The following is a 24,983-nucleotide window of genomic DNA, read 5'->3' as shown; positions in this document are numbered from 1 at the left end:
GTCCGTACAGGTTGAAGTGACAACCCTCTGCCTGGGTCAGGCTGCTGAGATGCGGCCGTCAGTGGATGGCTTGCTGGGTTGAGGGTTGTGGTGGGGCGTGAAGACGAATGCCGAGGTGTCGTCGTCCAGTTGAATGGTCAGGGATGCGTCCAGGGCTTTGGCGAGACGGGTGAGGAGGGGGAGGGTGGGGCTGGAGTCGCCGCCTTCCATGACGGAGATCTGGGGTTGGGTCATGCCCGCGCGGCGGGCGAGTTCGGCCTGGGAGAGGCCGAGTGCGGTGCGGCGGTCATAGACGGCCTGTCCGAGCGCCAGCGCGTATCCGGCCTCGACGTAGGCGGGGGATTCGTCCACTGTTTCGCCCAGAAGTTTCTTGGTTCGTCGGGTCTTCCACTGGGAGTGGTTCACGGCGTGTCCTCCTTCGCCCTGTCGTAGGTGTGTTCTGCGGGGCCGTGCTCTGCTTCGCAGACCTTCTGTGCTTGTCGTGCCCGCTCGACCTCGGCTTCTTCTCGTTGCCGGGTCTTGCGGAACACCGTGAGCAGGATGATCCGCTGCTCGGGTGCGAGCCAGTAGGTGATGCGGACGGCGTTGCCGTCCAGGATGAAGCGCAATTCGCGGACCTCGCCGCCGAGGTGGCGTGAATAGGGCTCGCCCAGGGTGGTCGGCCGGGCTGCGAGCATGTCGACGGCTCGCTCGGCCTTGTCGTAGTGCCGGTCGGTGAGGAGTTCCAGCTGTGATGGATCGTGCCGCTGGTAAAGGAGAGCTCAGACCTTCCATTCATCGGTGAGCCAGGCCAGATCCGCTTGGTGGCGCTCACGGGCGAGACGCTCACGTTCAAACAGGGCTTCTGTCTTGGTCAGTACGAGGGTGTACGGGCGGCCCTGCCGCCTGGTCTCGTGATGGACAGGCAGCTCGGCCTCATCGATCCTGGCGTGGACATGCCTGCGCCTGTCCTTCGCGAGCGGCCAGTCGAGCGCGCGTCGCTCAGGGTCTCGGAGGAACGTGCCGAGCGTCTCGCACAGCTCGCACGCGCATCCGGTGGGCAGCTTGATCGACCAGTCGCCCGGCGCGCGTTGTGGCTGCGCCAGTAATGCGCGGATTCGATCGGCACAGGAGAGGGCCAGCTCGCCGAAGCCCGCTCGGCGCGTCCCGGCGGCACGCAGCGTCGCCATCGCCAGGGCGTGCGCCCGATCACCAGCCGTTCGCGTGAGCTTTCGGGCGTTCTGGAGAACGTCCGTCGATCCCAGCCTGGCCGCGGCCGCGATGATCCCGGCGCATGGCGCCCCCAAGGCGGTCAGCCATGCTTCCCGCCGGGAGGTGAGCGGCCCGTCGAGTGCCGGAGCGACCTGGCCCGTGAACATCGTCCATGACACTTCGATGATGCGGCGGGCGGCTGCGGTGGACGCGGTTCCCCCCGTCGAGAGCGCGGCACACAGGCGTGGGAGATCTTCGAACCACTCCGACGGTGCCTGGGCGAGGCCGTAGGAGCTGGGCCGCCAGCCCTCTGTCCAGTAGCGCAGCAGGCCGTCCATCCAGATGTCGCCGTAGTGCGTGGCCAGGGCCGCGAATGCCGGACCATGAGGAGGGATCAGCCGCTCCAGCGCGAACGGCCGCAGCAGCATGGTCGCGACCTGCGCGTCATCCAGCTCCCTGGCCGCCTCCAACGCCTTGCCCAGAAGTTCGGCCTGGCCGGGGTAACGGCCGGCGGCGTGCCAGAAGGACTCCAGCGACCGCGCCGCCTCACGAGCCTCCGCGATCTTGCCGGCACGGGCCGTCGCGGCGAGTTCGTCCAGCGCCCATCCTGGAGACGCCTCTGCGCGGCTGGCGAAGCCCTGGTTCCGGGGCCAGATGACCAGCGCCGCCCGCCGGTACCAGCGGTCCAGGGTGTTGCCGTAGTTGCCCATGTAGCCCTCGTACTCGGAGGAGTAGGGCGTCATGTCGGTCGTCGGGGTCGTCGAGGCCACCTCGGCGTCGCTGATGTCCAGCGAGATGTCCTCCAGCCGCCCTGTTTCCGGGCCGATCCAGTGGGTGAGCGTGGTGGAGGTCTCGATCAGGTCCTGGAGCACGTACTGCCTGTCGTCCGTGCTGCCGGGGTCCTGGTAGCCGTCGGGATCCTCGTCCTCATGGTCGCCGTACCACGCGTCCTCGTCCTCGTCGTAGGCGTCCCAGGTCTCCTGGATCTCCGCGAGGGCCAGGGCGATCTCACAGTCCGCCCGCTCGGCAGCGGCCCGCAGCAGGGCGCCCCGCGCGGAGTCTGACCCTTTCAGCCGGGACCAGCTCAGCCCTCGGGCGGTGTACTCGTGGTCGAGCAGGTACGCCAGTCGCGCCGGCGGTTTCCCCTTCCGGGAGCTGTAAGGCAGGACGACCGGGGTGGCGAAGTGCGTGAGAAGGGCAGTCGCGAGGTCGCCGACCAGCGGACTTTCGGTCGCCGAGACCTGGTTGTCTCCCCTCAGGAGCAGATTGTAGGTGAGGGTGACGCGGTTGCCGCTTTTCACGGGCAGAACCTGGTGCCGGCAGTCGGAGTAGAAGGCCACCAGCGAGACCGCGGTCTTCAGTCCCCGGTACTTCTTGCTCTGGCCCTGATGCTCGACCACGAGCTCGCCGCCGGTGTGCGCGGACGGCAGCGACACCACCAAGGTCGCGACCATGGCATCGTCCTTCTCGGAGTCCTGGTGCGGGACGAAGAACTGCCCGGTCTCGTACAGGAGCACGGAGTGCAGCTCGGGCATGAGCTGGCAGTGCGGTGGCAGTCCCAATTCCGCGCGCATCCCGTCGAGGACGGCCGTGAACGCTTCCGTCCACTCGACGTGCACCGGCTCCTTGGGAATCTCCCAGGTGTCGCGCACCTCCGGGTCGGTCAGGGTCTGCTCACCCCGCCCGAACCGCGCGCGGCGGCCGAGCTCGCGTAGCTGGACGGCCTGCTCATCGGCGATGGGAAACCGTAGTGGGCCGAGTCCATCGACCGCCACCGAGAGATCGGCTGCGGGAAGCTTTCGCGAGGCGCTGGACGCAGCGGACTCCGCCGACGTGGCGAGCAACTCGGCCACTTGTTCACGAGCGATGCCGGGCACGGAATTCCTCCTTTGGACCGCTATCGAGACCGCGACGCGGCTCACCGGTACCCGCACTTGATCACGGGAGGAGGCGGCGTGCGAGTCGTTCGGCGTTGAGGGCGTGGATGGCATCGTCGACGGCTTGCCGATCGGTGAGGTCGATGCCGCGGTCGGTGAGGGCGGCGGCGATCTGTTTGGCGGGTCCCCAGGAGGTGCCGTCATCGAACGCCTGCCGGAACGCGGGAAGGTGGGCGTCGACGGCGTCGACCACCGGGGTGATCCAGGGTGCATCGACGCCGCGCCGGACAAGAGCGTAGGCCACCCACCGGCGCAGAACGTCGGGAAGCGCCGCCCGCTGCTCGGCGTCGAGAACGGCCTTGCGGGGCAGCCAGTCGGTGAGCAGCAGCATGACCTCGTCCGGGCTCCAAGTCAGCGGGCCGGAGATCATGTAACCCTCGCCGTAGTCCAGGAACAGCTCGGCCAGTGACCTGCTCACGTCGTCGTCCGTATGACTGGTGCTGGTGAACTCCTGGATCAGGCGGTGGCGTTCGGCCTCGGGGAGGCCGTCTCGTTCGGGCCAGGCGGGCAAGTGATCGCGGCAGCGGGACCAGGCCAGTGCCCGATTGTCGACGAAGTCCTCGTCGTCGTTGCGCGGCCAGGTGATATCCGTGGTGCGCAACGCGTCGGCCAGGTCGGCGAGCACCTCAGCCACCGGAGCCTGGGTGATCGGCATGGGCACCTCATCGGATTCGTGCCGCTGGTCCCACTGCGCGGCGGCGCCGGGCTCCAGGACCGCGATCTTGCCGATCATCAGCCCACCGGGCTTGAGGACTTGGACCATCAACGTGTGGGGATGCGGGCCGTCGTAATCGACGAGCAGCACCTGTTCGCGGTCCCACACGTCCACCGCTCGCCACGCCGATGTCGCGGTCCATGCCGCGTCCGCGGACATGGCGGTGTACCAGGGAGGCAGCGGCTGGGTCTCGGTCAGGATGTCGATCGTCTCGGCCAGCATGGTGATGTCGGTGGCGGGTGCGACCCGCGCAAGCGCGGCGATTGCGGCCAAGCCGTGCGGTGTGGGCTTGGTGCATGCCCGGCCGGTCACCTCCATGCACAACCGATGCTCGGCCTCGCGTTCGCTCAGCTCCGCGGTCACCCATGCTTGACCGAGCCAACTGCTGGCCCAGACCTCGGCCATCAGTGGATCAGTCGGGCCGGTGAGCTGCCGTGCGTCACGCAGCAGCAGGTCAGATCGGCGCGGCGGCAGGGGCGAACGACAGACCGGCTTGCTGCCGGTGGCCTTGCGGCGGCCGCGGCTCTTAGGCATGCTCCAGTCCACCACAGCCGGTGACCGAGCCGCATCCTGACCAAGGCGGCCGGCTGGGTCGCACGATCGAGGTTCGCCGACATGGTCGGATTCAATGAACTCATGTACGCCCGGTTGCGATGAACAGCAGGGTCCGGAAGCAAGTGCGGGAATCAGTGATGCGGGGGATATAGACGCTCCAGCCGGTCGGCGTGGACAGCGAATATGAAGGGCCCAGGGGTAGCGGAGGCAGCGAAGATGGGCTGTTGGTTGGTGATGAAGCGTTCGGCGTAGGCGGCGGAGGTGAGATCGCCGCGGGTGACGACGAAGCAGCGGGCCCGGTGTCCTATGACGGCGTCGATCTCGGCTTGCCGGTAGCGGATGCGTTTGTCCTTCATGAGGACGGCCCAGCCGAGCTTGGCGCTGTCTTCGATCCAGCGGGTGTCTTCGATGGTCTCGTCTTGGGGGACGCCGTAGTGTTCGGCCAGGGTGATGAGGTCCCATCCGGCTTCGCGCAGTAGTTTGGGGACGGCGACCCGGCCGAGGCTGCGGTCGATGAAGAACCTACGCGGCTGTTCGGGTGGCGACACGCAGGACATCCTCGATCTCGTCGCGAGTGAGCCCGTACTCCTCGGCTACGACATCGACGGGCTCTCCGGCCTGGAACAGGTCGATCGCGTCTTCGATCTTGGCGCCTCCGCGGGCGAATCGGGGCCGGCCGAAGGCGTGGCGGGCGTCAATCGTGACCTCGGCGACGCGGTATTGCGGAAGGGTGATCACTTCGGCGTATCCGTCGTGTGCGAAGTGCACGCGGCGCAGGTAGTTCTGCACGATCTCGGTGAAGACTCGTTGGTTGTTGCGGACGACGACCAGTTCGCGGGCCGAGTCGTCGCCGACGTGCTCGGCGTAGTCGTAGAGGACTTCGGCGCCGTCGGTGAAGAGCCGGCGGCTGGCCAGGGCGTGTTCCAGGCCGAGTTCTCGCTGCAATGCGTCGATTGCCGGCCGGATGCGCTGCAGTGGTACGCCGGCCTGCCGGAACGCGGCCAGGGCATAGCCCTCGGCCAAGCCGATGAACGGCACGGACGCTTCGTTCGGCCGCTCTGCCCGGGTGGCGGTGATGACCGGCTTAGCGCGGATCGCGCGGCCGTCGTGCTGACGGCGTTGGTAGCCGAACGCCCAGTTGGTGAAGGTGGAGGCGGGGATCGCGAGGTAGCCGGCAGCTTCGGCGATGCCGTACAGCGGCGTGGTGAACCGATCGATGGCCATGCTCACCTCCTGATTCACGTCGTTGAGCCTCTCCATGATGCCTCATGGTGTGGCGTCACAGGCGGCGCATTCCTGCGTCACCTAGGTATGTCCTCTTTGTTCGACAGCTGGGTCCAGCACAAGGTCATCAGTCCGCGCGGCTGGAACGCTCCTCAGGAGTGGGCGATCTCGACGAAGCGGAGCCATCCAGCACTGGTCAGCGACGACGACTTCGTCGCCGCGCAGGCGATCCGGGCTGCTCGACCCACCCAGGACGGCAGTCCGCGCGTCTATCTGCTCGCGGGCCTGCTGAAGTGCGGCTTCTGCGGGCGCCGTCTGGATTCGCATTGGGCGAACGGACGTCCAGGCTATCGATGCCGCCACGGCTACACCAGCGCCAGACCTCGCACGGCGTCCGGCCTAGAAGTTCCTGTATATACGTGAGGACCGACTGCTGGCAGAGTTGTCAGCGCACGTCGGCGGCAAAGCACAGAAGCAGCCGACAGAGATCGTCTCTGCGTTACGAGCCAAAGGCCTGGTCATCATCTGCCACGCGGCGACCCGTGTCGTGACTGAACTCAACGCAGAAGAGCCCGCCCTTCAGGGCGAGCTCTTCGCGGGGTAATCCTGTGTCCGAGGGGGGACTTGAACCCCCATGCCCATCACTGGGCACTAGCACCTCAAGCTAGCGCGTCTGCCTATTCCGCCACCCGGACTTGGTGCCTGCACGCGAGACCGTCATCCCGCGTCGGCTCCGTAAGGTTAGCAAACTCTGAGCACTGAGTCATACCGAGAAACCGGGGCCGGTTCGTCGAGGGGGCGGGATGGGGGGAACGAGGGCTCGGGATGGGGGTTCCGTGGGGCTCGGGGGAGCGGGATGGGTGGGTTGGGGTGGGTCTGCGTACTGGGGAGTTGGGGAAATTCTGGCCGTCGGCTGAAAAGTGCTTGCGGCAACTTTGGGTGCTGCTACGGTTACGGATCGTTGAGGGGTGAGTCCACGGACCGGCCTCACATCGTGAGGCCGGTTCTGGAGCTTTGGAGGGCACATGACGCGCGAGGCGGACAGGCAGGTGCGGGCCTCGGCCCGGGCTGCTCGCCGCCCGCGTGTCGCCAGCTCAGCGCAGGGCGTGACCATCGACCGGGCGGACCGGATGGCGCGGTTCGCGGCCGGCGCCCGGCGAGTCATCCTTCGTGCAGCCGCCACCGGGGTCCTCGTGGCCGCAGGGTGGCTGCTCGCTGTTCTGTTCGGCATGCTCACCGCCGCTCCGGCGGCCGCGGACTCCACCGCGGCGACAGGAGCGGCGGCAGAGACCGGATCCCAGGCTTCGGAGGCCGGCTCTCTTGATGAGACCGCGTCCCAGGCTCATCGTTCACTCACCAGCCCCGTGACGGCGTCAGTCAACGCCGAAGCCATGGCGGGGCGCACGGTCGACGGCCTCAACAGCCAGCAGGATCCTGGCCTGCCGTCACCGTCCAGCGCCGGAAAGATCCTGGACACCAACGGTTTGGTGCCCAACGGCGGTGGCAGCGGGCCGTTCGGGTCCGTTGCGGGGGACGTCGCGAGGTCCGCTTTCGACCCGCGGCTCGAGGCCGGTCGCGCACCTCTGGCGCGTCTGCTTCCCCCCGTCGTCCGCACAGCGGCGGACGACCCCTCTTTCTCACCTGACTGATCCCGCGAAGGTCCGGGGCGCGGGCCGGCCACAGCCCGGCCGCCCACCGGACCGCGAAGAGCGCGGCTTCCCGGATCGAGCTCTCCGGAGCGAGCGCTGCTTCCCAGTACGAACGCGGCGGCGAAGCGTGCCGGTTCACCGGTAGCGCAGGCGCATCAAGGCGCCACCGCATCGCCGCCCGCGGGTGAGACCAACGTCAGTTCACGCGGTTCGCGCATCCCCTGGGTCTCCCGCTGCACGCGGTGACAACGCGTGGAACGTACGGCGTCCCAACAGCCGTGCCCCGGGCAAGGCGCGCGAGACCGATTCACATCATCCCCCCAGAACCACTAGGAGCATCCATCATGCGTACGTGGGCGAAGGCATCGAGCCCTGCTGCTCTGCTGGCCGTGGCCGTCATGTCGTTCGGCGGCGGCACCGCGCTCGCCGACACCTCCGGCAACGGGTCCGTCGGCGGCGGCAACCAGGTCGACCTGCCGATCTCGCTGCCGATCGACATCAGCGGCAACGCGATCGCCGCCGTCGGCAAGTCGGAGGCGACCTCGCAGGGCGGCGCGGAAGTCGTCAACACCGGCCGTAACGGCATCCCCAACAAGACGTCGGGCAACGGCAGCGTGCTGGGCGGCAACCAGGTCAACGCGCCCATCAGCGTCCCGGTCAACGCGTGCGGCAACGCCGTCTCCCTGATCGGAAAGTCCGACGCGGGCTGCAAGGGCGGCTCGACCGTCCGCACCCACGGCAAGGTCGGGGCCGGCGGCAACCGCACGTCGGGTGACGGCAGCGTGCTCGGCGGCAACCAGATCACCGCGCCCATCTCGGCCCCGATCAACGCCTGCGGCAACGCGGTGGCCATCTTCGGCGACGCGACCGCGGGCTGCAAGGGCGGCGCGACGGTGCACAACACCGGCAAGGGCGCGGGCGGCAACCGTACGTCGGGCAACGGCAGCGTCGGCGGCGGCAACCAGGTGGTGGCGCCGGTCAGTGTGCCGATCAACATCTGCGGCAACTCGGTCGCCGCGGTGGGCCGGGCGTTCTCCGGCTGCCAGGGCGGCTCGTCGGTCACCAACAACGGCGGGCCGGGCCACCGCTACCACACCCGCCACCAGGCGCCGGGGTCCAGGGGCAACGACACCGACGGGCGCTTCGGCGTCGGGAGCGGCAACCAGGTCATCGCGCCGATCAGCGTGCCGATCGACGTCTGCGGCAACGCCGTGGGCAACGCCTCGGCCGGGTGCCGCGGCGGGGCGAAGGTGGAGCAGTCGGGGCAGTCGGGCGCCGGTGGCAACCGTACGTCGGGTGCGGGCGGTGTCCTGAGCGGTAACCAGGTGGTCGCGCCGATCACGGCGCCGGTCAACGTCTGCGGCAACGCGGTGGCACTGGTCGGGCACGCGTTCGCCGGGTGCAAGGGCGGCGCCACGGTGAAGAACTCGGCGCGGGGCGCGGGCGGCAACCGCACGTCGGGCGCCGGCGGCGTGCTGGCCGGCAACCAGGCGGTCGCGCCGATCACGGCCCCCGTCAACGCCTGCGGCAACGCGGCCGCCGTGCTCGGCCTCTCGCGGGCCCAGTGCCACGGCGGTGCGGGCGTCCACCCGCAGCACGGGGTCGGCGGCGGCAACAACCGCACCTCGGGTGCGGGCGGCGTGCTGAGCGGTAACCAGGTGGTCGCGCCGATCACCGCGCCGGTCAACGTCTGCGGCAACGCGGCGGCGGTCCTCGGTGACGCGGCGGCCGGCTGCCTCGGCGGCGCCCGGGTCGGCAAGCCGGGCCACGAAGGGCCGAGCAGGTTCGACCGCTTCGCCCGTACCACGACCAAGTTCGCGGCGGCCAAGGGCGGCCTGCTGCCCATCGCGCCCGCCCTGCCGGTGCTGGGCGGCGGCGGCCAGGAGGTCGGCGCCGCGGCGGCCGGCCTCGCCCAGGGGCTGCCCGCCACCGAGGTCACCAAGCACCTGCCCGGCGCCGGCGACCTGAGCGGCGTCACCCGCGGGCTCGAAGGCGTCGGCAACGTCAAGGAGGCCACCAAGCCCGCCGCGACCTCGCAGGTCCCCGTCGTCGAGGACATCTCCAAGACCCTCGGCCTGCCCGCGCTCCCCGAGCTGCCCGGCCTGACCCAGGCCCCGGCCACGCCGAAGCGCAAGCACGCCGCCGCCCCCGCCGACCACAAGCGCCGCACCGCTCCGTCCAGCCCCATCTCGGCGCTCTCCCCGGCGACCGACCTGGTCGCCTCCACCCCGGCCGGCAGCACCATCGCCTCGGCCACCCGCAGCCTGCCGATCGGTGGCATCGGCCTCATGAGCGCCGAGCAGCCGGCGGGCGTCACCGGGATGAACAGCGGATCCCTGATCGCCCTCGTGTTCGGCGGCATGCTGGCCGCCTCCGCGACGCTGTTCGCCTCTGCGCGCCGGTTCCGGCTCGGCCGTAAGTAGCAGAAAGGAGGTACTTATCTGAGGTACCTCGACGTTCATCCACTACCTGGTTGAACTTTGCCCGTTCCGGGGGCGCGGCCCGGGACGGGCAAAGTCATGCCCGGTGGTCACAGCGTGCGGCGGACTCGCATGATCTTTCTGCGCAGGCGTACGTGACGGCTGCCGTCGGGGTGCACCCGCACGCGCGCCAGCTCCCACTGTCCGTACTCTGCGTGTTCGGTCAGCAGCTGACGTGCTGCTTCGCGGGTGAGGTCGCGCGGAATGAAGATATCCATGTAGGAGTAGTCGAGCACAACGATTAGTCTCCAGGGTGGGTCAGGGCGCCTTGCCGCTCGATGAGCCTTATTCTGCGTGCTTGTGGGTGGACCCGGAAGCTAGTGGGTAGCCCGGGGGAAGGAAAATTCCGCGAGTCGGGTTACCTTTCAGTCTGTGCCGACTCCCGGCAGGGGGATTTGCAAGCGAACAGCGAGGTAGGAAGCAGCGTGCCAGCCAAGAACGGCAGCGCCGGCGGAACACGCCTGGTGATCGTCGAGTCGCCCGCCAAGGCGAAGACGATCGCCGGGTACCTGGGGCGCGGCTACATCGTCGAATCGAGCATCGGTCACATCCGCGACCTGCCGGAGAAGGCCGACGACATCCCCGAGAAGTTCAAGGGGGCGCCTTGGGCACGTCTCGGTGTGAACGTCGAGCACGGGTTCGAGCCGCTGTACGTCGTCAACCCCGACAAGCGTTCCCAGGTGGCCAAGCTGCGGCAGCTGCTCAAAGACGCCGACGAGCTCTATCTCGCCACTGACGAGGACCGCGAGGGCGAGGCCATCGCCTGGCACCTGCGCGAGGTGCTCAAGCCGAAGGTCCCCGTGCACCGCATGGTCTTCCACGAGATCACTCCGCAGGCGATCCGCGACGCCGTGGCCAACCCGCGCGACCTCAACCTCCGCCTGGTCGACGCCCAGGAGACGCGCCGCATCCTCGACCGCCTCTACGGCTACGAGGTCAGCCCCGTGCTGTGGAAGAAGGTCAAGCCGAAGCTGTCGGCGGGCCGGGTGCAGTCGGTGGCGACGCGGCTGGTGGTGGAGCGCGAGCGCGACCGCATCGCGTTCACGTCCGCCCACTACTGGGACCTGCAGGCGCTGTTCGACACCGGCAAGGCCGACGAGCGGCCGCGCGACTTCACCGGCACGCTGACCTCGGTCGACGGCAAGCGGGTCGCCCAGGGGCGCGACTTCGCCAGCACCGGGCAGCTCAAGAGCGGCGCCGACGTGCTGCACCTGTCGGAGGCGGCGGCGGGCGAGCTGGCCGGGCGGCTGGCGGGCGTCTCGTTCGCGGTCAAGTCGGTCGAGCGCAAGCCGTACACGCGCAAGCCGTACGCGCCTTTCCGGACGACCACGTTGCAGCAGGAGGCCAGCCGGAAGCTGGGGTTCTCCGCGAAGTACACGATGCAGGTGGCGCAGCGGCTGTACGAGAACGGGTTCATCACCTACATGCGTACCGACAGCATCACGCTGTCGGAGACGGCGGTGGCCGCGGCGCGCTCGCAGGCGATCAAGCTGTACGGCTCCGCGTACGTGCCCGACAAGCCGCGCGTCTACTCCAGCAAGGTCAAGAGCGCCCAGGAGGCGCACGAGGCGATCAGGCCGTCGGGCGAGGAGTTCCGCACGCCGGGCGAGACCGGGCTTTCCGGCGACATGTTCCGCCTGTACGAGCTGATCTGGCAGCGTACGGTCTCGTCCCAGATGAAGGACGCGGTCGGCGAGTCGATCACCGTGAAGGTCGGCGGCAGGTCGTCGGCCGGCGAGGACGTCGAGTTCAGCGCGTCCGGCCGGACGATCACGTTCTACGGCTTCCTCAAGGCGTACGTCGAAGGGGCCGACGACCCGTCCACCGACCGCGACGACTCCGAGAAGCGGCTGCCCAACCTGGAGGAGGGCGACGCGCTCAGCGTGTCGCGCCTCGACGTGGCCGGCCACTCCACCAAGCCGCCCGCGCGTTACACCGAGGCGTCGCTGGTCAAGGAGCTGGAGGATCGCGAGATCGGGCGGCCGTCCACCTACGCCTCGATCATCGGCACCATCCTCGACCGGGGCTACGTGTTCAAGAAGGGGACGGCGCTGGTGCCGTCCTTCCTGGCGTTCGCCGTGGTCAACCTGCTGGAGCAGCACTTCGGCAACCTCGTCGACTACGACTTCACCGCCGAGATGGAGAAGGTGCTCGACGACATCGCCAACGACCGGGCCGAGCGGGAGCCGGAGCTGCGGCGGTTCTACTACGGCGCCGACGGCGACGAGGGCCTGAAGGAGATGGTCACCGACCTGGGCGACATCGACGCCAAGGAGATCAGCTCGTTCCCGGTCAAGGGCACCGACATCGTGCTGCGGGTCGGGCGCTACGGCCCCTACCTCGACCGCGACGGCGCTCGCGTCAACGTCCCCGAGGACATGACGCCCGACGAGCTGACGGCGGAGAAGGCCGAGGAGCTGTTCTCGCGGCCGACCGGTGACCGTGAGCTCGGTCAGGATCCCGCGACCGGGCACATGATCGTGGCCAAGGACGGGCGTTATGGGCCTTATGTGACGGAGGTCCTGCCGGAGCCGGCCGCCGACGAGGACGCGCCGAAGAAGCGGACGAAGAAGGCCGACGCGCCGAAGCCGCGTACGAGCTCGCTGTTCAAGACGATGTCCCTCGACACGATCACCCTCGACGACGCGCTCAAGCTGCTGTCGATCCCGCGGGTCGTCGGCGACCTGGAGGGCGAGGAGGTCGTGGCGCACAACGGGAAGTTCGGCCCCTACCTGAAGAAGGGCACCGACTCCCGCTCGCTCTCCTCGGAAGAGGACCTGCTGACGGTCACGATCGAGCAGGCCAAGGAGCTGTTCGCGCAGCCCAAGCAGCGCGGCAGGGGGCGGGCCGCGGCGGCGGCGCCGCTGCGCGAGCTGGGCGACGACCCCAACTCGAAGAAGCCGGTGGTGGTCAAGGAGGGGCGCTTCGGCCCTTACGTGACCGACGGCGAGACCAACGCGTCCCTGCGCAAGGGCGACACCGTCGAGGACATCACCATCGAGCGGGCCGCCGAGCTGCTGGCCGAGCGGCGTGAGCGGGCGCCCGCGCCGAAGAAGACCACGCGCAAGACGGCGGCCAAGAAGCCCGCGGCGAAGAAGCCCGCGACCAAGTCGTAGCTTCGTCGGATTCGGCGGTCATCAGGTGGTGGCCGCCGGACGTAGCATCGTCAGTGTGTTCGTCCTGATCTTCGCCGGCGGCGTGCTGCTCGCGCATTACTACCTGTGGCGCCGGCTGGTGCGCGGCACCACCGGGCCCGGTCGGCTGCGCGTGTCGCTGACCCTGGCGCTGGTGCTGCTGCTCGCGGTCCTCATGGGGACGTTCATCGGGTCGCGGCTGGGGCTGGAGAGCTGGATCGCCTGGGCGGGCTACGTCTGGCTGGCGGTGATGTTCTACCTGGTGATCATCCTGGCGGTGCTGGAGATTCCGCGGGCCGTCGTGGGGGCGGTGCTGCGCAGGAGGGCTTCGGCACCTCAGCCCGTTGCGGCGCCTGAGCCGGTTTTCGCCAGTGAGGCGGGCGGTGGCACGGCGACCTTGACCGGGGACCCGGCGGCGGCCGAGGCTCTGACCGGATCCTCGGCCGCTGGTTCCGTGCCCGCTGGTTCCCTGCCCACTGGTTCCCTGCCCACTGGTTCCGTGCCCGCTGGTTCCGCGCCGACCGGTTCCCCGCCGGCCGGCGGGGACATGAGCAGGCGGCTCTTTCTCGGGCGGGCCACCGCGGCGATCGCCGGCGTCAGCGCGGTCGGCACGGTCGGGTACGGCATGTCGAGCGCCCTGGGCGACCCCGTGATCGAGCCGGTCACGGTCAGGCTGCCCAAGCTCGACCCGCGTCTCAACGGCCTGCGGTTCGCGGTGGTCAGCGACATCCACCTCGGCCCGCTCACCGGCATCGGACACACCCAGCGCATCGTCCGCATGATCAACGGGCTCGAGGCCGACGTGGTGGCCATCGTGGGCGACCTGGTCGACGGCTCGGTGGCCCAGCTCGGCTCGCTCGCGCGGCCGCTCAAGGGCCTGGAGTCCCGTTACGGGGCCTATTTCGTCACCGGCAACCACGAATACTTCTCGCCGGAAGGTCCTGAGGAGTGGGTCGAGGAGCTGGGCGAGCTGGGCGTACGCTCGCTGCGAAACGAGCGGGTCGAGATCGCGCACCAGGGGGCCGTGCTCGACCTGGCCGGCGTCAACGACGTCGGCGGCGCGTCGAGCGGCGACGGCCCCGACTTCGCCAAGGCGCTCGGCGGACGCGCGGAAGGCCGGTCCACGGTGCTGCTCGCGCACCAGCCGATCCAGGTGAGCGAGGCCGCTCGCCACGGCGTCGACCTGCAGCTGTCCGGTCACACGCACGGCGGGCAGATCGCGCCGTTCAACCTGGTCGTGGGGTTGCAGCAGCCGGTCGTGTCGGGGCTCGCCACGGTGGACGGCGTGCAGGTCTACGTCACCAGGGGCGCCGGGTTCTGGGGGCCGCCCGTACGCGTGGGGGCGCCGCCCGAGATCAGCCTGGTGGAGTTGCGGAGCTGACTTCGGGTAATGAAGTGGTCACGTGACGCTCTGATGGCGTAGAGTATCCGCGCGGATACTCTCGGAGGGCGGTCATGGCTTCTTCCCCGGTGGAGCAGGCGTTCGGACAGGAGGTCGCGTCCTGGGCCCGGCGCGGCGGGCTGCTGTTCCGTCAGGCCAGACGGGCGGCAGATCTCAACCAGAAGGCGCTGGCCAGCGTGAGCGGCACGTCGCGCACCACGTTGTCGGCCTACGAGCACGGCAGGAAGTCGCCGACGCTGGAGACCGCGGGGCGCATCCTCGACGCGGCCGGGTTCGAGCTGGTGCTGGAGGCCAAGGTCGAGTGCGTCGCCCGCACGACGGGTGACGGGCACACGTTCCACGTGCCCAGTCGGTTGCGGCGGCTGCCGGTCTCGGCGGCGCTGGGCGTCGCGCGGGTGGGCGGGCGCACGTACGAGCTGGCCGACCGCGACGAGCGGCGGGCCGCCTACACCGCGCTGCTGTGCGGCGGCGGGCCCGACGAGCTGCTCACCCACATCGACGCGGTGCTGCTCATCGACCTGTGGAGTGAGCTCGACGTGCCCGGCGAGATCGCGGCGGCGTGGCGGCCCCTGGTGGAAACGGCGCGGCAAGAGGCCGGAGTGACACATCAATGAGGTTTTCGCGGGCCTATTCGAGGTGTGTAACCTGCGCCCGACTCTGTTGTCGTAATACCCTCAGCCACGGACGACCGGGAATATCCGGGCCGTCTCTTGACCACCCCCTTCCGGTCGACACCTGGATACGCTGAAATCATGACTGCCCCTGGCCGGAGTCGCCCGGCCCACGTGCTGGCCAATGCGCCGTTTCGACGGCTCTGGACGGCCATGTCGGTGTGCAGCCTGGGCGACTGGCTCAACCTGCTGGCACTGACCGCCCTCGCGGGCAACCTCACCGAGGGCGACTACCGCGTGCAGTCGCTGGCCGTCGGCGGCGTGTTCGTCGCCAAGATGCTGCCCGCCGTGCTGCTCGGGCCGCTCGCCGGGGTCTTCGCCGACCGGTTCGACCGGCGGCTGACCATGTTCGCGGCCGACCTGGCCAGGTTCGCGGTCGTGCTGTCCATCCCGTTCGTCAACAGCTACCAGTGGGTCATCGTCGCGACCGTCCTGGTCGAGTGCGTCAACCTGTTCTGGGTCCCGGCCAAGGACGCCACGGTGCCCAACCTGGTGCCCAAGGCGCAGCTCGAGTCGGCCAACCGGCTCAACCTGCTGGTCACCTACGGCACCGCGCCGGTCGCCGCCATGCTCTTCGCGGCGCTGTCGGTGGCGGGCGACCTGATCGGCGGGGCGGTGCCGTTCCTCACCGGCCACGGCGCGACCGGCCTCGCGCTGATCGTCAACGCCTGCGCCTACCTCGTCTCGGCCGTCCTCATCTTCACCCTGCGCGACATCCCCAAGCGCGACGGGGCGATCTCCACGCCGTCCGTGCTCAAGCAGGTCATCGAGGGCTGGCGGTTCGTGGGCGGCAACCGCCTGGTGCGCGGCCTGATCATCGGCATGCTCGGTGCCTTCGCGGCCGGCGGCGCCGTGGTGGGCGTGGCCAAGATCTACGTCGAGGCGCTGGGCGGCGGCGACGCGGCCTACGGCGTGGTGTTCGGCGCGGTCTTCGTCGGCATGGCGCTCGGCATGTTCTTCGGGCTCAGGCTGCTGCGCGAGCTGTCGCGGCGGCGGCTGTTCGGGCTGGCCATCACCGTCGCCGGGCTCGTGCTGATCGCGATCGCGCTGGTGCACAACCTGGTCATCGTGGTCATGCTGACCGTGCTGCTGGGGGCGTGCGCGGGCATCGCCTGGATCATCGGCTACACGCTGATCGGGCTCGAGGTCGAAGACGCGCTGCGCGGTCGTACGTTCGCGTTCCTGCAGTCCACGGCCCGGGTGACGCTGCTGCTCGTGGTGGCCGTGGCCAACCCCCTGGCGGCGTTGTTCGGGGTTCACGTCCTCGGCATGGGGCAGATCAGCTACCGCTTCGACGGCACCAACCTCGTGCTCGTGATCGGCGGGGCGCTGGCCATCGTCGTCGGCCTGCTGGCGCTGCGTCACATGGACGACAGGAAGGGCGTGCCGCTGGCCGCCGACCTGATCGCGGCGGTGCGCGGCGAGCGGTTCCCCACGGGGGCCGCCGAGCACGTGCCAGGGCTGTTCGTGGCGTTCGAGGGCGGCGAGGGGTCGGGCAAGACCACCCAGTCGCGGCTGCTCGCCATCTGGCTGCGCGACCAGGGCTACGACGTCGTGCAGACGCGCGAGCCCGGCGCCACCAAGGTCGGCATGCGGCTGCGGGCCATCCTGCTCGACGCCGCCGAGCGGGGCCTGTCGGCGCGGTCCGAGGCGCTGCTCTACGCCGCCGACCGGGCCGAGCACGTCGAGAAGGTGATCAGGCCGGCCCTCTACCGGGGCTCGATCGTGGTGACCGACCGCTACGTCGACTCCTCGCTGGCCTACCAGGGGGCCGGGCGCGTCCTCGACCCGGAAGACGTCTCCAAGGTCAACGCGTGGGCGACCGGCGGGCTGGTGCCCCACCTGACCGTGCTCATCGACACGCCGCCCGAGGTGGGGCTGACCCGGCTCGGCGGGGCCGCCGACCGCATCGAGTCCGAGCCGCTCGAGTTCCACCATCGCGTACGCAAGGAGTTCCGCGCGCTGGCGGCTGCGGCGCCCGAGCGTTACCTCGTGGTCGACGGCACGCTGCCGCAGGAGACGATCACCCGGCAGATCCACGACCGGGTCCGCGAGATCCTGCCCGACCCGGTGCCGCGCGAGTCCGAAGACGCCACGGGCACCATGCCCGCCATCCGAGACTGACACCTGATCCCTGGCTTCAGGCGTACTCCGGGGTGGCGGGCGCGGTTAGCCTTGACCCCGTGACGGTTTTCGATGACCTCGTGGGGCAGGACCAGGCGATCGCCGTGCTGTCGCGGGCCGCGGCGGCGGCCGGAGAGGTCGTCTCGGGCGGGCGCGGCGCCGGCATGACGCACGCCTGGCTGTTCACCGGCCCGCCGGGCGCCGGTCGCGAAGACGCCGCACGCGCCTTCGCCGCCGCCCTGCTCTGCCCCGACGGCGGCTGCGGCCACTGCGACCAGTGCCACCAGGTGCTCATCGGCTCGCACCCCGACCTGGAGTCCGTACGTCCCGAGGGGCTGTCCTACAGCGTCAAGCAGACCCGCGAGCTGATCCTGCGCGCGGCCGGGGCGCCGACGCAGGGGCGGTGGCGGGTCATCCTGTTCGAGGACGCCGACCGGGCCACGGAGTCGGCCGCCAACGCCCTGCTCAAGGCCATCGAGGAGCCGCCGCCGCGTACGGTGTGGCTGCTCTGCGCCCCCGCACCCGACGACCTGATGATCACCATCAGGTCCCGCTGCCGCCAGGTCACCCTCACCACGCCCGCCACCGAGGCCGTCGCCCACGTGCTGGCCACCCGCGACAGCGTGCCCTGGGAGACCGCCAGATCCGCCGCCAGGGCCGCGCAGGGGCACATCAGCCGCGCGCGTGCGCTGGCACTCGACGAGGGCGTCAGGCGGCGGCGAGAGGCCGTGCTGAGCATCCCGCGCGCGCTGACCGGCGTCGGCGAGTGCATCGCCGCGGCCGAACGCCTGGTGAAGACCGCCGAGGAGGAGGCCGCCGCCGCCACCGCCGCGCTCAACGAGAACGAGACGGCGGAGCTGCGCAAGCTGTACGGCGAGGGGTCCACCGGCAAGGGGCTCAACCGGGGCCTGGTCAGGGGTGGTGCCGGGGCGCTCAAGGAGCTGGAGGACCGGCAGAAGTCGCGTGCCACCCGCATCAAGCGCGACTCGCTCGACAGCGCCCTGCTGGAGCTCGTGTCGTTCTACCGCGACGTGCTCACCATGCAGTTCGGGGCCGAGGGCGTCGAGCTGGCCAACGACGACCTGCGCTTCGACCTCGACCAGCTCGCCAAATCGACGACGCCGGAGGAGACGCTGCGGCGCATCGACGCGATCATGCAGTGTCGCGAACGCCTCGCGGCCAGCGTCAACCCGCAGATGGCCGTCGAGGCGATGATGCTGGCACTGCGCTGAAAAACAGTTGGCCGGCCAAAGCAGCAGATGAGCCCGCCGGGCGTCTCTGTTGCGTGGAAACCGAACTACTCACCCAGCAAGAGGATCTGGCGCGGCGCCGGGTCGACGTCGCGTCGATCTTCGCCGAGCACCACGTCGGGCTCGTCCGGCTGGCCCTCATCATGGTCGGTGACCAGGCGACCGCGGAAGACGTCGTGCAGGAGGCGTTCGAGCGCACGTGCGCGGGCCGGGTCCGGCTGCGCGAGGCCGACAAGCTGCTGTCCTACGTGCGTTCCGCGGTGCTCAACGGGTGCCGCTCCGTGCTGCGGCGGCGGGCGACGGTCTTCCGCAAGGCGCCGCCGTACGAGCCGCCCGTCTGGTCCGCGGAGAGCGCCGCGCTGCTGGGAGAGGAGCGCAGAGAGGTCCTGCTCGCGCTGCGCGAGCTGCCCGGCAGGCAGCGCGAGGCGCTGACGCTGCGCTACTACTTCGACCTCACCGACCAGGAGATCGCCGAGACGATGAAGATCAATGCGAGCACCGTACGCTCCACGGTCACGCGTGGGCTGGCGGCGCTCGGCCGGGCACTTGGGGAGCAATCATGAACAGTCCCGTGGAAGACCGGCTGCGCGAGGCCCTCGCCGAGGCCGGCGCCTCCCTTGACCCCGCCACTCTGCGTCCCCTTCGCGCCCCCGAGCGGCGGTGGCGCGTGGACTACCGGCTGCTGAGCGTGGCGGCGGCGGTGGTGGTCTTCGCAGGGGCGGCGACCGCCGTGGCCCTGGGCACCGGCGGCCGGGATCACGTGGCGGCGGTCGAGCCCGCGCAGAGCGAGGCGGCCGAGATGGCTGTCTTCGTGTGCTCGAAGGCAGTGACCGAGGCGCCGTGCAGTGGCCGTGACGCCACCCCTCAGCAGGTCGAGGCCATCGAGGCGGTGCTGCGCGGGCTCCCTCAGGTCAACGAGGTGTCCTTCGAGGACCAGGCGGCGGCCTACGAGCGATTCAGGAAGAGCTACGCGGGCAACCCCGCCGTGCTCGACGCGGTCAAGCCGGGTGATCTGCCGCCCTCGTTCCACTTGAAGATCAAGAAGGGTGGAGATCGGGAGCAGGTGAACCAAGCCGTCTTCAGGCTGGAGGGGCTCCATACGGTCGTCGACCGGGCTTCGCCCGACATCACCAAGGTGCCGACCGCCGATGATCTCAAGTGGCAGGTCAGCGTCTTCCTGTGCAACGAGGGCACACGCGTGCCCACATGCGGTGCCGGCCGCAAGGAGGGGCAGGCCGCGACGGCCGCGCAGAAGCGCGCGATCGACAAGCTGATCGGCACGTCGCCGCAGGTGGCGGAGCACATCTTCGAGAGCAAGGAGGTGTCTTACGAGCGTTTCAAGGAGTCGTTCCAGGAGAGCAATCCGGCGCTCGTCGATGCGACCAGGGTGGGGGACCTGCCGGACAGCTTCAAGATCGCGCTGAAGAACGAGATGGAGGGGGGCGAGGTGGTCGAGCGGTTGAAGCGGCAGCCGGGGGTGGCGGCGGTGGTCTATCAGGCGTGCGTGCCCGCGCGACATACGCTGTTCATCGACTTCGGCCTCGATCTGCCGGCGACGACGATGTGTCCGGGCACGGGCTGACCCTGCGGCCGGCGCAGCACCGCTCCCCGGCCGCAGCCGAGGGCGAGCACCAGCTCGTACTCCAGAAACAGGCGCGGGATGCTGCTGCGGCCGGAGCCGAGTGCGGCGGCGGCTGATCGACCGGCGTGGGGCCGCCGTCGGTGGTGGCTGATCGACCGGCGTGGGGCCACCGTCGGTGGTGGCTGATCGACGGCATGGGGCCAGCGTCGGCGGGGCCCCAGCTCAAGATCTGCCGCCGCCACCCCTCACCACTGCGGGCCTGCCCACGTAATGTGGCAGGGAAGACGGTAAATGACCCCTACGCCGTCAGGAGGCGAGCTCGAGCCCATGGGAATGATCATGGCCGTGAGCTTCACCCGTTACGGGAGGCTCTACTACCTCGATCCCGGCGAGCACACCTACAAGGTGGGCGACAAAGTGCTCGTACCAACGGATTCGGGACCTGAGGTGGCGGAGTGCGTCTGGGCGCCGCAGTACACGAGCGAAGACGTAGAGGGGCTCCCGGTGTGCGCCGGGCCCGCCGGCGAGGAACATCTGTCGCGTGACGAGTCGAACAAGCGGCGCCGCGCCGAGGCTCGCAGCGTCTCCAAGCGGCTGATCAAGCGGCACTCGCTGCCTATGAAGGTCGTCGGCATCGACTACCTCGATGAGGACAACGTCTACACGGTCTACTTCTCGGCGCCACACCGGGTCGACTTCCGTGCCCTCGTCCGCGACCTGGCCCGCAACCTGCGGGCCCGGGTCGAGCTGCGCCAGATCGGCCCCCGCGACGAGGCCCGCCTCCAGGGCGGCATCGGCCCCTGCGGCCGCGACCTGTGCTGCGCGACCTTCCTCAAGGACTTCGAGCCGGTCTCCGTACGCATGGCCAAGGACCAGGACCTCCCGGTCAACCCGCTGCGCATCGCGGGGGCGTGCGGCCGGCTGATGTGCTGCCTCAAGTACGAACACCCGCTGTACCAGGAGTTCCGCGCCTCAGCCCCGCGCACGGGCACCAGCGTGGAAACCCCCGAGGGCCCGGGCACGGTGGTGGGCCACAACGTGCCGTCCGACTCCGTGGTGGTGCGGCTCAACGACGGGGGCCGGCGGTGCTCGTGCTCCCGGGCCAGCGTGTGCGGGCCCAGGAAGGCGTACGACTCTACGTACGGGGGCGGCGGGGACGCGGGCGGCACCTTGTAGGCGGTGAGGCTGTGGCCGGAGCCGTGAGGGGGCCGGTCCGCCGCAGGGGGCTTTCCTGACATCGGCGGACCGATGGGAGCGAGAACCCCTCGGGCTCCTGTAGACTCTTTCACGCTGCACGGCAGATGCCGCCTTAGCTCAGTCGGCCAGAGCACTTCACTCGTAATGAAGGGGTCTGGGGTTCGAATCCCCAAGGCGGCTCCCAGCTCAAAGGCCCTCCCGGATGATCCGAGAGGGCCTTTTGCATGGGCGTACAGCAGCGAAGTACGGCTACGGGTTCTCACGCTCTCCGGCCGGTCGCGGCCAGCACCGCCCACGCGCTGCACTGCTTGGAGACTGCCCCGAAGGCCGTCGAAAACATCACTGAGTTCGGCCAGAGCACCGGAGTACTGCACGGCCCGCGACTGTTGGAGCACGCGTCTAAAGGACCGCCCTGGTCCGTGACGTCGCCGTGCTCGCCCGCTCGCCTGCTCGGCCGCTCGCCTGCTCGGCCGCTCGCCTGCTCGGCCGCTCGCCTGCTCGGCCGCTCGCCTGCTCGGCCGTGGACGTGGCACGCCGGCCCGGTGGGTCTCTGTCGGGGTCGCGCCGTTGGCTCAGCCGCCATCCGCGCGGCACAGGGTGTCAGTCCTGGGCGGAGAGGACGCGACGGGCGGCCGCGAGCTGCTGATCCTTAGCCGTCCGCAGCGCCTGGAACTCGGCGGCGTGCGCGCGGACGGTACCGTCCTGGATGCGTTTCTCCACAGCGGACCAGACGGAGATGAGAGCCGTCTCCGCCTTGCACCGGACATCCGCCTGTGCCGCGCGGATCTCTTCTCGGGTGGGGGCGCCGTCGCCCGTCCATCGTTCGTCGGCGACCGCGGCGAGCGGATCGGCGTAGCGCAGGCCCTGCTCCCGCATGCAGGCACTCCATGCCCGAAAGACCCGCTGGACCTCCGGGTCCTGCTGGGACCGCTCGAACGTCTCCGTGATGAGCCGGTTGAACAACGCCTCGTCGACCTGCGGCGCCCCGCGTTCGAGGTGATCGCGCGCCTCCCCCAGGCAACTGCCCGTCTTGCCGTACGCCGCCTCCCGCGCCGCCGTCGACAGACGTCGCGTGCGGGTCTCCCGCGCGGCGAAGCGCCGGGCCACGGAGGGGCGGTCCGGGGGGACGCGGAACCCGTAGAGGCCGGCGACCTCTGCCTCCACGACGCCGTAGCGGCGCCGGTTGGGCGGTTCGACGTCGTCGGCCACGGCCGGTGGCAGCACCTCCCACTCCATGCCCCGCCGCCGCATGCAGTCGCGGATCAGGAGGTCCTCGGCGGCCTCCAGGATCATGATGTCCGCCGGAGAGAAGTTGTACCTGTCGAAGGGCACGGAGAGCTCGCGTGCTTCCGCCCCCGGCATCGGCACCGGGGGCGCGGGTTCCGTTCCCTCCGCGGTGGCGCAGGCCGCCACCGCGGCCAGGAGGACCACCACCGAGCCCAGCAGCCGAAGCGACACGCGAACTCCTCTGGTGGGTACGGGGGTGGAACCGCCTACTACGAGCGGCACGCCGAGCCGAACTGGCTGTGATCAGCCGGGCTTGATGGAGCTGGCCTTGTTGTCGAAGCCGTTGTTCGACAGGTCAGCGTCTTCCGACCAGCGTTGGGCCGTGTAGCCGTAGGAACCGGCGCAGCCGGAGGCGTTGTAGAACCGGACCCGGGCGCCGGAGGGGTTCCTCATGGAGCTCACCCGGTCGCTCAGCCTGCCCGTGGTCTGACACTCGTTACCGCTGATGGTGAAGACCCACATGTCTCCCTTGAAGTTGTCGTGCTCGTACACGCAGAGGCTGTACTTGCACGCGTAGACGTCGGCCTGCGCACTGGGGCTGACCCCCAGGACCCCGGTCAGGACCAGAGCTGCGACGCCGGCTGTGCGCATGATCTGCCGCTTCATAGAAGCCCTTCGTCTGAAGATCGAAATTAGGCGGGATCATAGCCACATGAGGTGACCGGTGCACCCAGAAGCCATATTTCGAGACAGCCTAAAAGGCAGGCGAAACGACTCCAGGAGCTGCGACCGCCGCTGTTCCCGATCTCCTACCGGATCCTGGGGAGCGTGGCCGAGGCCGAGGACGCCGTCCAGGAGCTCGGCTGCGTTTCGAGGCATCCTCCACCCGGCCTGCGTCGACCAGGGCATTCCTCTCGACGACGATCACCAGGATCTCGATCGACGTGCTGCGCTCCGCCCGGCTGAGCCGCGAGAAGTACGTCGGCGAGTGTGCTCGGAGCCGCTGCTCACCGACCCCCACCGGGACCCGGAACGCTCGGTGGAACCGGCGGTGAGCTGGTGTACGTGGACGCGTACTCTTCCTACGCGCCCACCCGCTCCGCCGGCTCCCGCCGCTCGGCCGGCCCGGTGAAGGCACGAGAGCCGGGTCACGCGCAGTGCTCGTCGGTACTGCCGGTCTGCCACAGTTCTTTCTCGCCGGCGACAGCGGACTGCCGCTGGTCGTGTAACAGAGGATGCCCGTACGTTCTTCTGGGGGTTCGGACACGGACCGGAGGGGGACTCATGATCACTGTCCAAGGCAAGGGCTTCAATGGCGTGCAGGATCTGGTCAGCGAGATCGCGACCACGCGTCCGGACTTCGTCTGGCGCAACGCCTATGTTCAGGGGTTGCATCAGCTGAACGCAGGCAACGCCGTCCTCACCGACTACGACGATCTGGCGGCGCGCCTGGAAGCGCTCGCGTCGGCCGCGCCGGCGAATGAGCTGTACGACGTCTCGTTCGAGCTGCTCGAGCTGTTCACCAAGCCCGCCTCCGCCATGGAGCGCTCCGCGGCGAAGGGCTTCAGCGCGAAAGCGAAGACGTTGAGCACGCTGGAGCCGCGCCGCGTCGTGCTCCGCAACCTCGCCGCGGAGCTGGAGAAGGCCAACGCGATTGACGGGCAGATCGTGCACTTCGAGGCGTTGCGCAGGGAGGATTTGCAGCATGTGGCCGTGCTGAACAAGATCAACGACCTCACCGCCCGCATCATCAAGACCGTCGTCTTCTACTGGAACGACGACCAGGGAGGTGGCGCCCAGCTCATGTCCACGCTCGGTCGCGTCGGGTTCGTCCACGTCTTGTTCGAATGGGTGACCGGAAAGATCAACTGCAACATGAACGCGGGCTCGAAGCTCCGTGGTGCCTGCGACAAGGTCGAATGCACGATGAAAGCCTGATCAGCGACGGCGTGCGCTGTCGCAGGCGCGACAGCGCACGCCGGCTGGATGAGCAGATTCAGGGGATGTTCGCGGAGGACGTGGGGGTGGCCGAGCGGTCGGGCGTCGCTTGGTATGCGTACTCCGGCCGGGACAACAAGGGGGCGTCCGTCCGCGGGGTCAGCGGTCGGGCAGCGATGGGTGGGGGTGGTGGGGACCGTGCCGTGCATGTCGTTGGTGAGGGCCCATCGGCCATTCCCATGGCCGCCGCCATGACGCCGCTCGGCGGACGGCATCGGAGGGAGCGTGAGCCTGGGGTACGGGGGCGCGCCCGCCAGGTAGTAGAGGTCGTCGATCAGACTGTCCCACGGTGGTTCCGGCACTCTGGACACGTACTCCACGCGCCCCGGCATCGCCGATGCCCGGCAGGGGTCGCCATACCCCGGCAGGGTCGGCATGATGGCGGGATCGGGGGTCGGTGCTGGAATGAAGGGGGCGTGTCCGTGTCTGGGATCTTTTGGGGTTTGGCTTTCTGTTTGCGGCGTCTGATGCTGCTGATGCGGTGAGTGGACCCAGGAGGGGATCGTGACTTCGCGGCTGCTCATGCCCCGGCGGCGATTACCGGCGTCTGGCGACGGTCCCGAACTCGAAGTCGCGGGTGGGGTGGCGGCGACGCGGATCCTCGACTGGGGGCATCCTCGGGTGGCGTGCCTGGCGGACGAGGTCAG

At 69.5% G+C, this 24,983-nt stretch carries 21 protein-coding genes and 2 tRNA genes; 13 read left to right on the top strand and 10 right to left on the bottom strand.

The window, feature by feature from the left end:
• Positions 1–36: 36 nt before the first annotated feature.
• The 6 genes from AB0K28_RS10765 to AB0K28_RS10740 all read right to left on the bottom strand — a co-directional run bounded on the left by AB0K28_RS10765 (position 37) and on the right by AB0K28_RS10740 (position 5,658).
• Complete coding sequence (locus tag AB0K28_RS10765) at positions 37–405, bottom strand: helix-turn-helix transcriptional regulator (RefSeq protein WP_345392512.1); 369 nt, start codon at positions 403–405, stop codon at positions 37–39.
• Positions 402–728, bottom strand: a complete 327-nt coding sequence (locus tag AB0K28_RS10760) for a type II toxin-antitoxin system RelE/ParE family toxin (RefSeq protein ID WP_364368029.1) — start codon at positions 726–728, stop codon at positions 402–404. Before AB0K28_RS10760 ends, AB0K28_RS10765 begins: the two co-directional genes overlap by 4 nt.
• Positions 729–761: 33 nt before the next feature.
• Positions 762–3,068 (bottom strand): 2OG-Fe(II) oxygenase, encoded by a 2,307-nt coding sequence (locus tag AB0K28_RS10755; RefSeq protein ID WP_364367764.1) that lies wholly within the window; start codon positions 3,066–3,068, stop codon positions 762–764.
• A 61-nt stretch (positions 3,069–3,129) separates the two neighbouring features.
• On the bottom strand, positions 3,130–4,392 hold the full coding sequence (locus tag AB0K28_RS10750; protein WP_364367761.1) for a hypothetical protein: 1,263 nt from the start codon (positions 4,390–4,392) through the stop codon (positions 3,130–3,132).
• Positions 4,393–4,529: 137 nt separating this feature from the next.
• Positions 4,530–4,946, bottom strand: a complete 417-nt coding sequence (locus AB0K28_RS10745; RefSeq protein WP_364367758.1) for a hypothetical protein — start codon at positions 4,944–4,946, stop codon at positions 4,530–4,532.
• On the bottom strand, positions 4,921–5,658 hold the full coding sequence (locus tag AB0K28_RS10740) for a DUF433 domain-containing protein (RefSeq protein WP_364367755.1): 738 nt from the start codon (positions 5,656–5,658) through the stop codon (positions 4,921–4,923). The genes AB0K28_RS10745 and AB0K28_RS10740 overlap by 26 nt, the downstream gene beginning before the upstream one ends.
• A gap of 60 nt (positions 5,659–5,718) precedes the next feature.
• Between AB0K28_RS10740 and AB0K28_RS10735 the strand changes: the two genes are divergently transcribed.
• On the top strand, positions 5,719–6,045 hold the full coding sequence (locus AB0K28_RS10735) for a recombinase zinc beta ribbon domain-containing protein (protein WP_364367752.1): 327 nt from the start codon (positions 5,719–5,721) through the stop codon (positions 6,043–6,045).
• Between the two features lie 186 nt (positions 6,046–6,231).
• Here AB0K28_RS10735 and AB0K28_RS10730 read toward each other — a convergent pair.
• Positions 6,232–6,317: transfer RNA gene (locus tag AB0K28_RS10730), tRNA-Leu, on the bottom strand.
• A 330-nt stretch (positions 6,318–6,647) separates the two neighbouring features.
• On the opposite strand from AB0K28_RS10730, the gene AB0K28_RS10725 reads away from it, so the two are divergent.
• Together AB0K28_RS10725 and AB0K28_RS10720 are read left to right on the top strand one after the other, a co-directional pair.
• Complete coding sequence (locus AB0K28_RS10725) at positions 6,648–7,271, top strand: hypothetical protein (protein WP_364367749.1); 624 nt, start codon at positions 6,648–6,650, stop codon at positions 7,269–7,271.
• A gap of 344 nt (positions 7,272–7,615) precedes the next feature.
• Positions 7,616–9,694 (top strand): chaplin family protein, encoded by a 2,079-nt coding sequence (locus AB0K28_RS10720; protein WP_364367746.1) that lies wholly within the window; start codon positions 7,616–7,618, stop codon positions 9,692–9,694.
• A 107-nt stretch (positions 9,695–9,801) separates the two neighbouring features.
• On the opposite strand, the gene AB0K28_RS10715 is transcribed toward AB0K28_RS10720, so the two are convergent.
• On the bottom strand, positions 9,802–9,987 hold the full coding sequence (locus tag AB0K28_RS10715) for a DUF5703 family protein (protein ID WP_103957247.1): 186 nt from the start codon (positions 9,985–9,987) through the stop codon (positions 9,802–9,804).
• Positions 9,988–10,176: 189 nt separating this feature from the next.
• Here AB0K28_RS10715 and topA point away from each other — a divergent pair, with 189 nt between their 5' ends.
• From topA to AB0K28_RS10670, 9 genes are all read left to right on the top strand, one after another.
• Complete coding sequence (gene topA, locus AB0K28_RS10710) at positions 10,177–12,867, top strand: type I DNA topoisomerase (RefSeq protein WP_364367743.1); 2,691 nt, start codon at positions 10,177–10,179, stop codon at positions 12,865–12,867.
• Between the two features lie 55 nt (positions 12,868–12,922).
• Positions 12,923–14,266, top strand: a complete 1,344-nt coding sequence (locus tag AB0K28_RS10705) for a metallophosphoesterase (RefSeq protein ID WP_364367740.1) — start codon at positions 12,923–12,925, stop codon at positions 14,264–14,266.
• A 74-nt stretch (positions 14,267–14,340) separates the two neighbouring features.
• Entirely contained in the window at positions 14,341–14,901 is a 561-nt protein-coding gene (locus AB0K28_RS10700) for a helix-turn-helix transcriptional regulator (RefSeq protein WP_364367737.1), read from the top strand.
• 138 nt (positions 14,902–15,039) lie between these two features.
• The gene (tmk, locus tag AB0K28_RS10695; RefSeq protein ID WP_364367734.1) at positions 15,040–17,082 is read left to right on the top strand and encodes a dTMP kinase; all 2,043 of its coding nucleotides are present in this window, start codon (positions 15,040–15,042) and stop codon (positions 17,080–17,082) included.
• Between the two features lie 59 nt (positions 17,083–17,141).
• Positions 17,142–18,314 (top strand): DNA polymerase III subunit delta', encoded by a 1,173-nt coding sequence (locus AB0K28_RS10690; protein WP_345392482.1) that lies wholly within the window; start codon positions 17,142–17,144, stop codon positions 18,312–18,314.
• A gap of 53 nt (positions 18,315–18,367) precedes the next feature.
• Positions 18,368–18,895, top strand: coding sequence for a SigE family RNA polymerase sigma factor (locus tag AB0K28_RS10685; protein ID WP_364367730.1), 528 nt, complete (start codon positions 18,368–18,370; stop codon positions 18,893–18,895).
• A 104-nt stretch (positions 18,896–18,999) separates the two neighbouring features.
• On the top strand, positions 19,000–19,914 hold the full coding sequence (locus tag AB0K28_RS10680; RefSeq protein WP_364367727.1) for a permease-like cell division protein FtsX: 915 nt from the start codon (positions 19,000–19,002) through the stop codon (positions 19,912–19,914).
• A 339-nt stretch (positions 19,915–20,253) separates the two neighbouring features.
• On the top strand, positions 20,254–21,090 hold the full coding sequence (gene ricT / locus AB0K28_RS10675; RefSeq protein ID WP_364368026.1) for a regulatory iron-sulfur-containing complex subunit RicT: 837 nt from the start codon (positions 20,254–20,256) through the stop codon (positions 21,088–21,090).
• A 127-nt stretch (positions 21,091–21,217) separates the two neighbouring features.
• A tRNA-Thr gene (locus AB0K28_RS10670) sits at positions 21,218–21,291 on the top strand.
• 420 nt (positions 21,292–21,711) lie between these two features.
• Here the strand turns inward: AB0K28_RS10670 and AB0K28_RS10665 are convergent.
• Positions 21,712–22,569 (bottom strand): hypothetical protein, encoded by an 858-nt coding sequence (locus tag AB0K28_RS10665; protein WP_364367724.1) that lies wholly within the window; start codon positions 22,567–22,569, stop codon positions 21,712–21,714.
• 72 nt (positions 22,570–22,641) lie between these two features.
• On the bottom strand, positions 22,642–23,004 hold the full coding sequence (locus tag AB0K28_RS10660) for a peptidase inhibitor family I36 protein (protein WP_364367721.1): 363 nt from the start codon (positions 23,002–23,004) through the stop codon (positions 22,642–22,644).
• Between the two features lie 618 nt (positions 23,005–23,622).
• Between AB0K28_RS10660 and AB0K28_RS10655 the strand changes: the two genes are divergently transcribed.
• On the top strand, positions 23,623–24,276 hold the full coding sequence (locus AB0K28_RS10655) for a hypothetical protein (protein ID WP_345392461.1): 654 nt from the start codon (positions 23,623–23,625) through the stop codon (positions 24,274–24,276).
• Positions 24,277–24,983 lie beyond the last annotated feature (707 nt).

Source organism: Nonomuraea sp. NPDC049504 (assembly GCF_040676845.1).
Taxonomy (GTDB): domain Bacteria; phylum Actinomycetota; class Actinomycetes; order Streptosporangiales; family Streptosporangiaceae; genus Nonomuraea; species Nonomuraea salmonea.
This window is presented reverse-complemented; position numbering and strand designations above follow the sequence as displayed.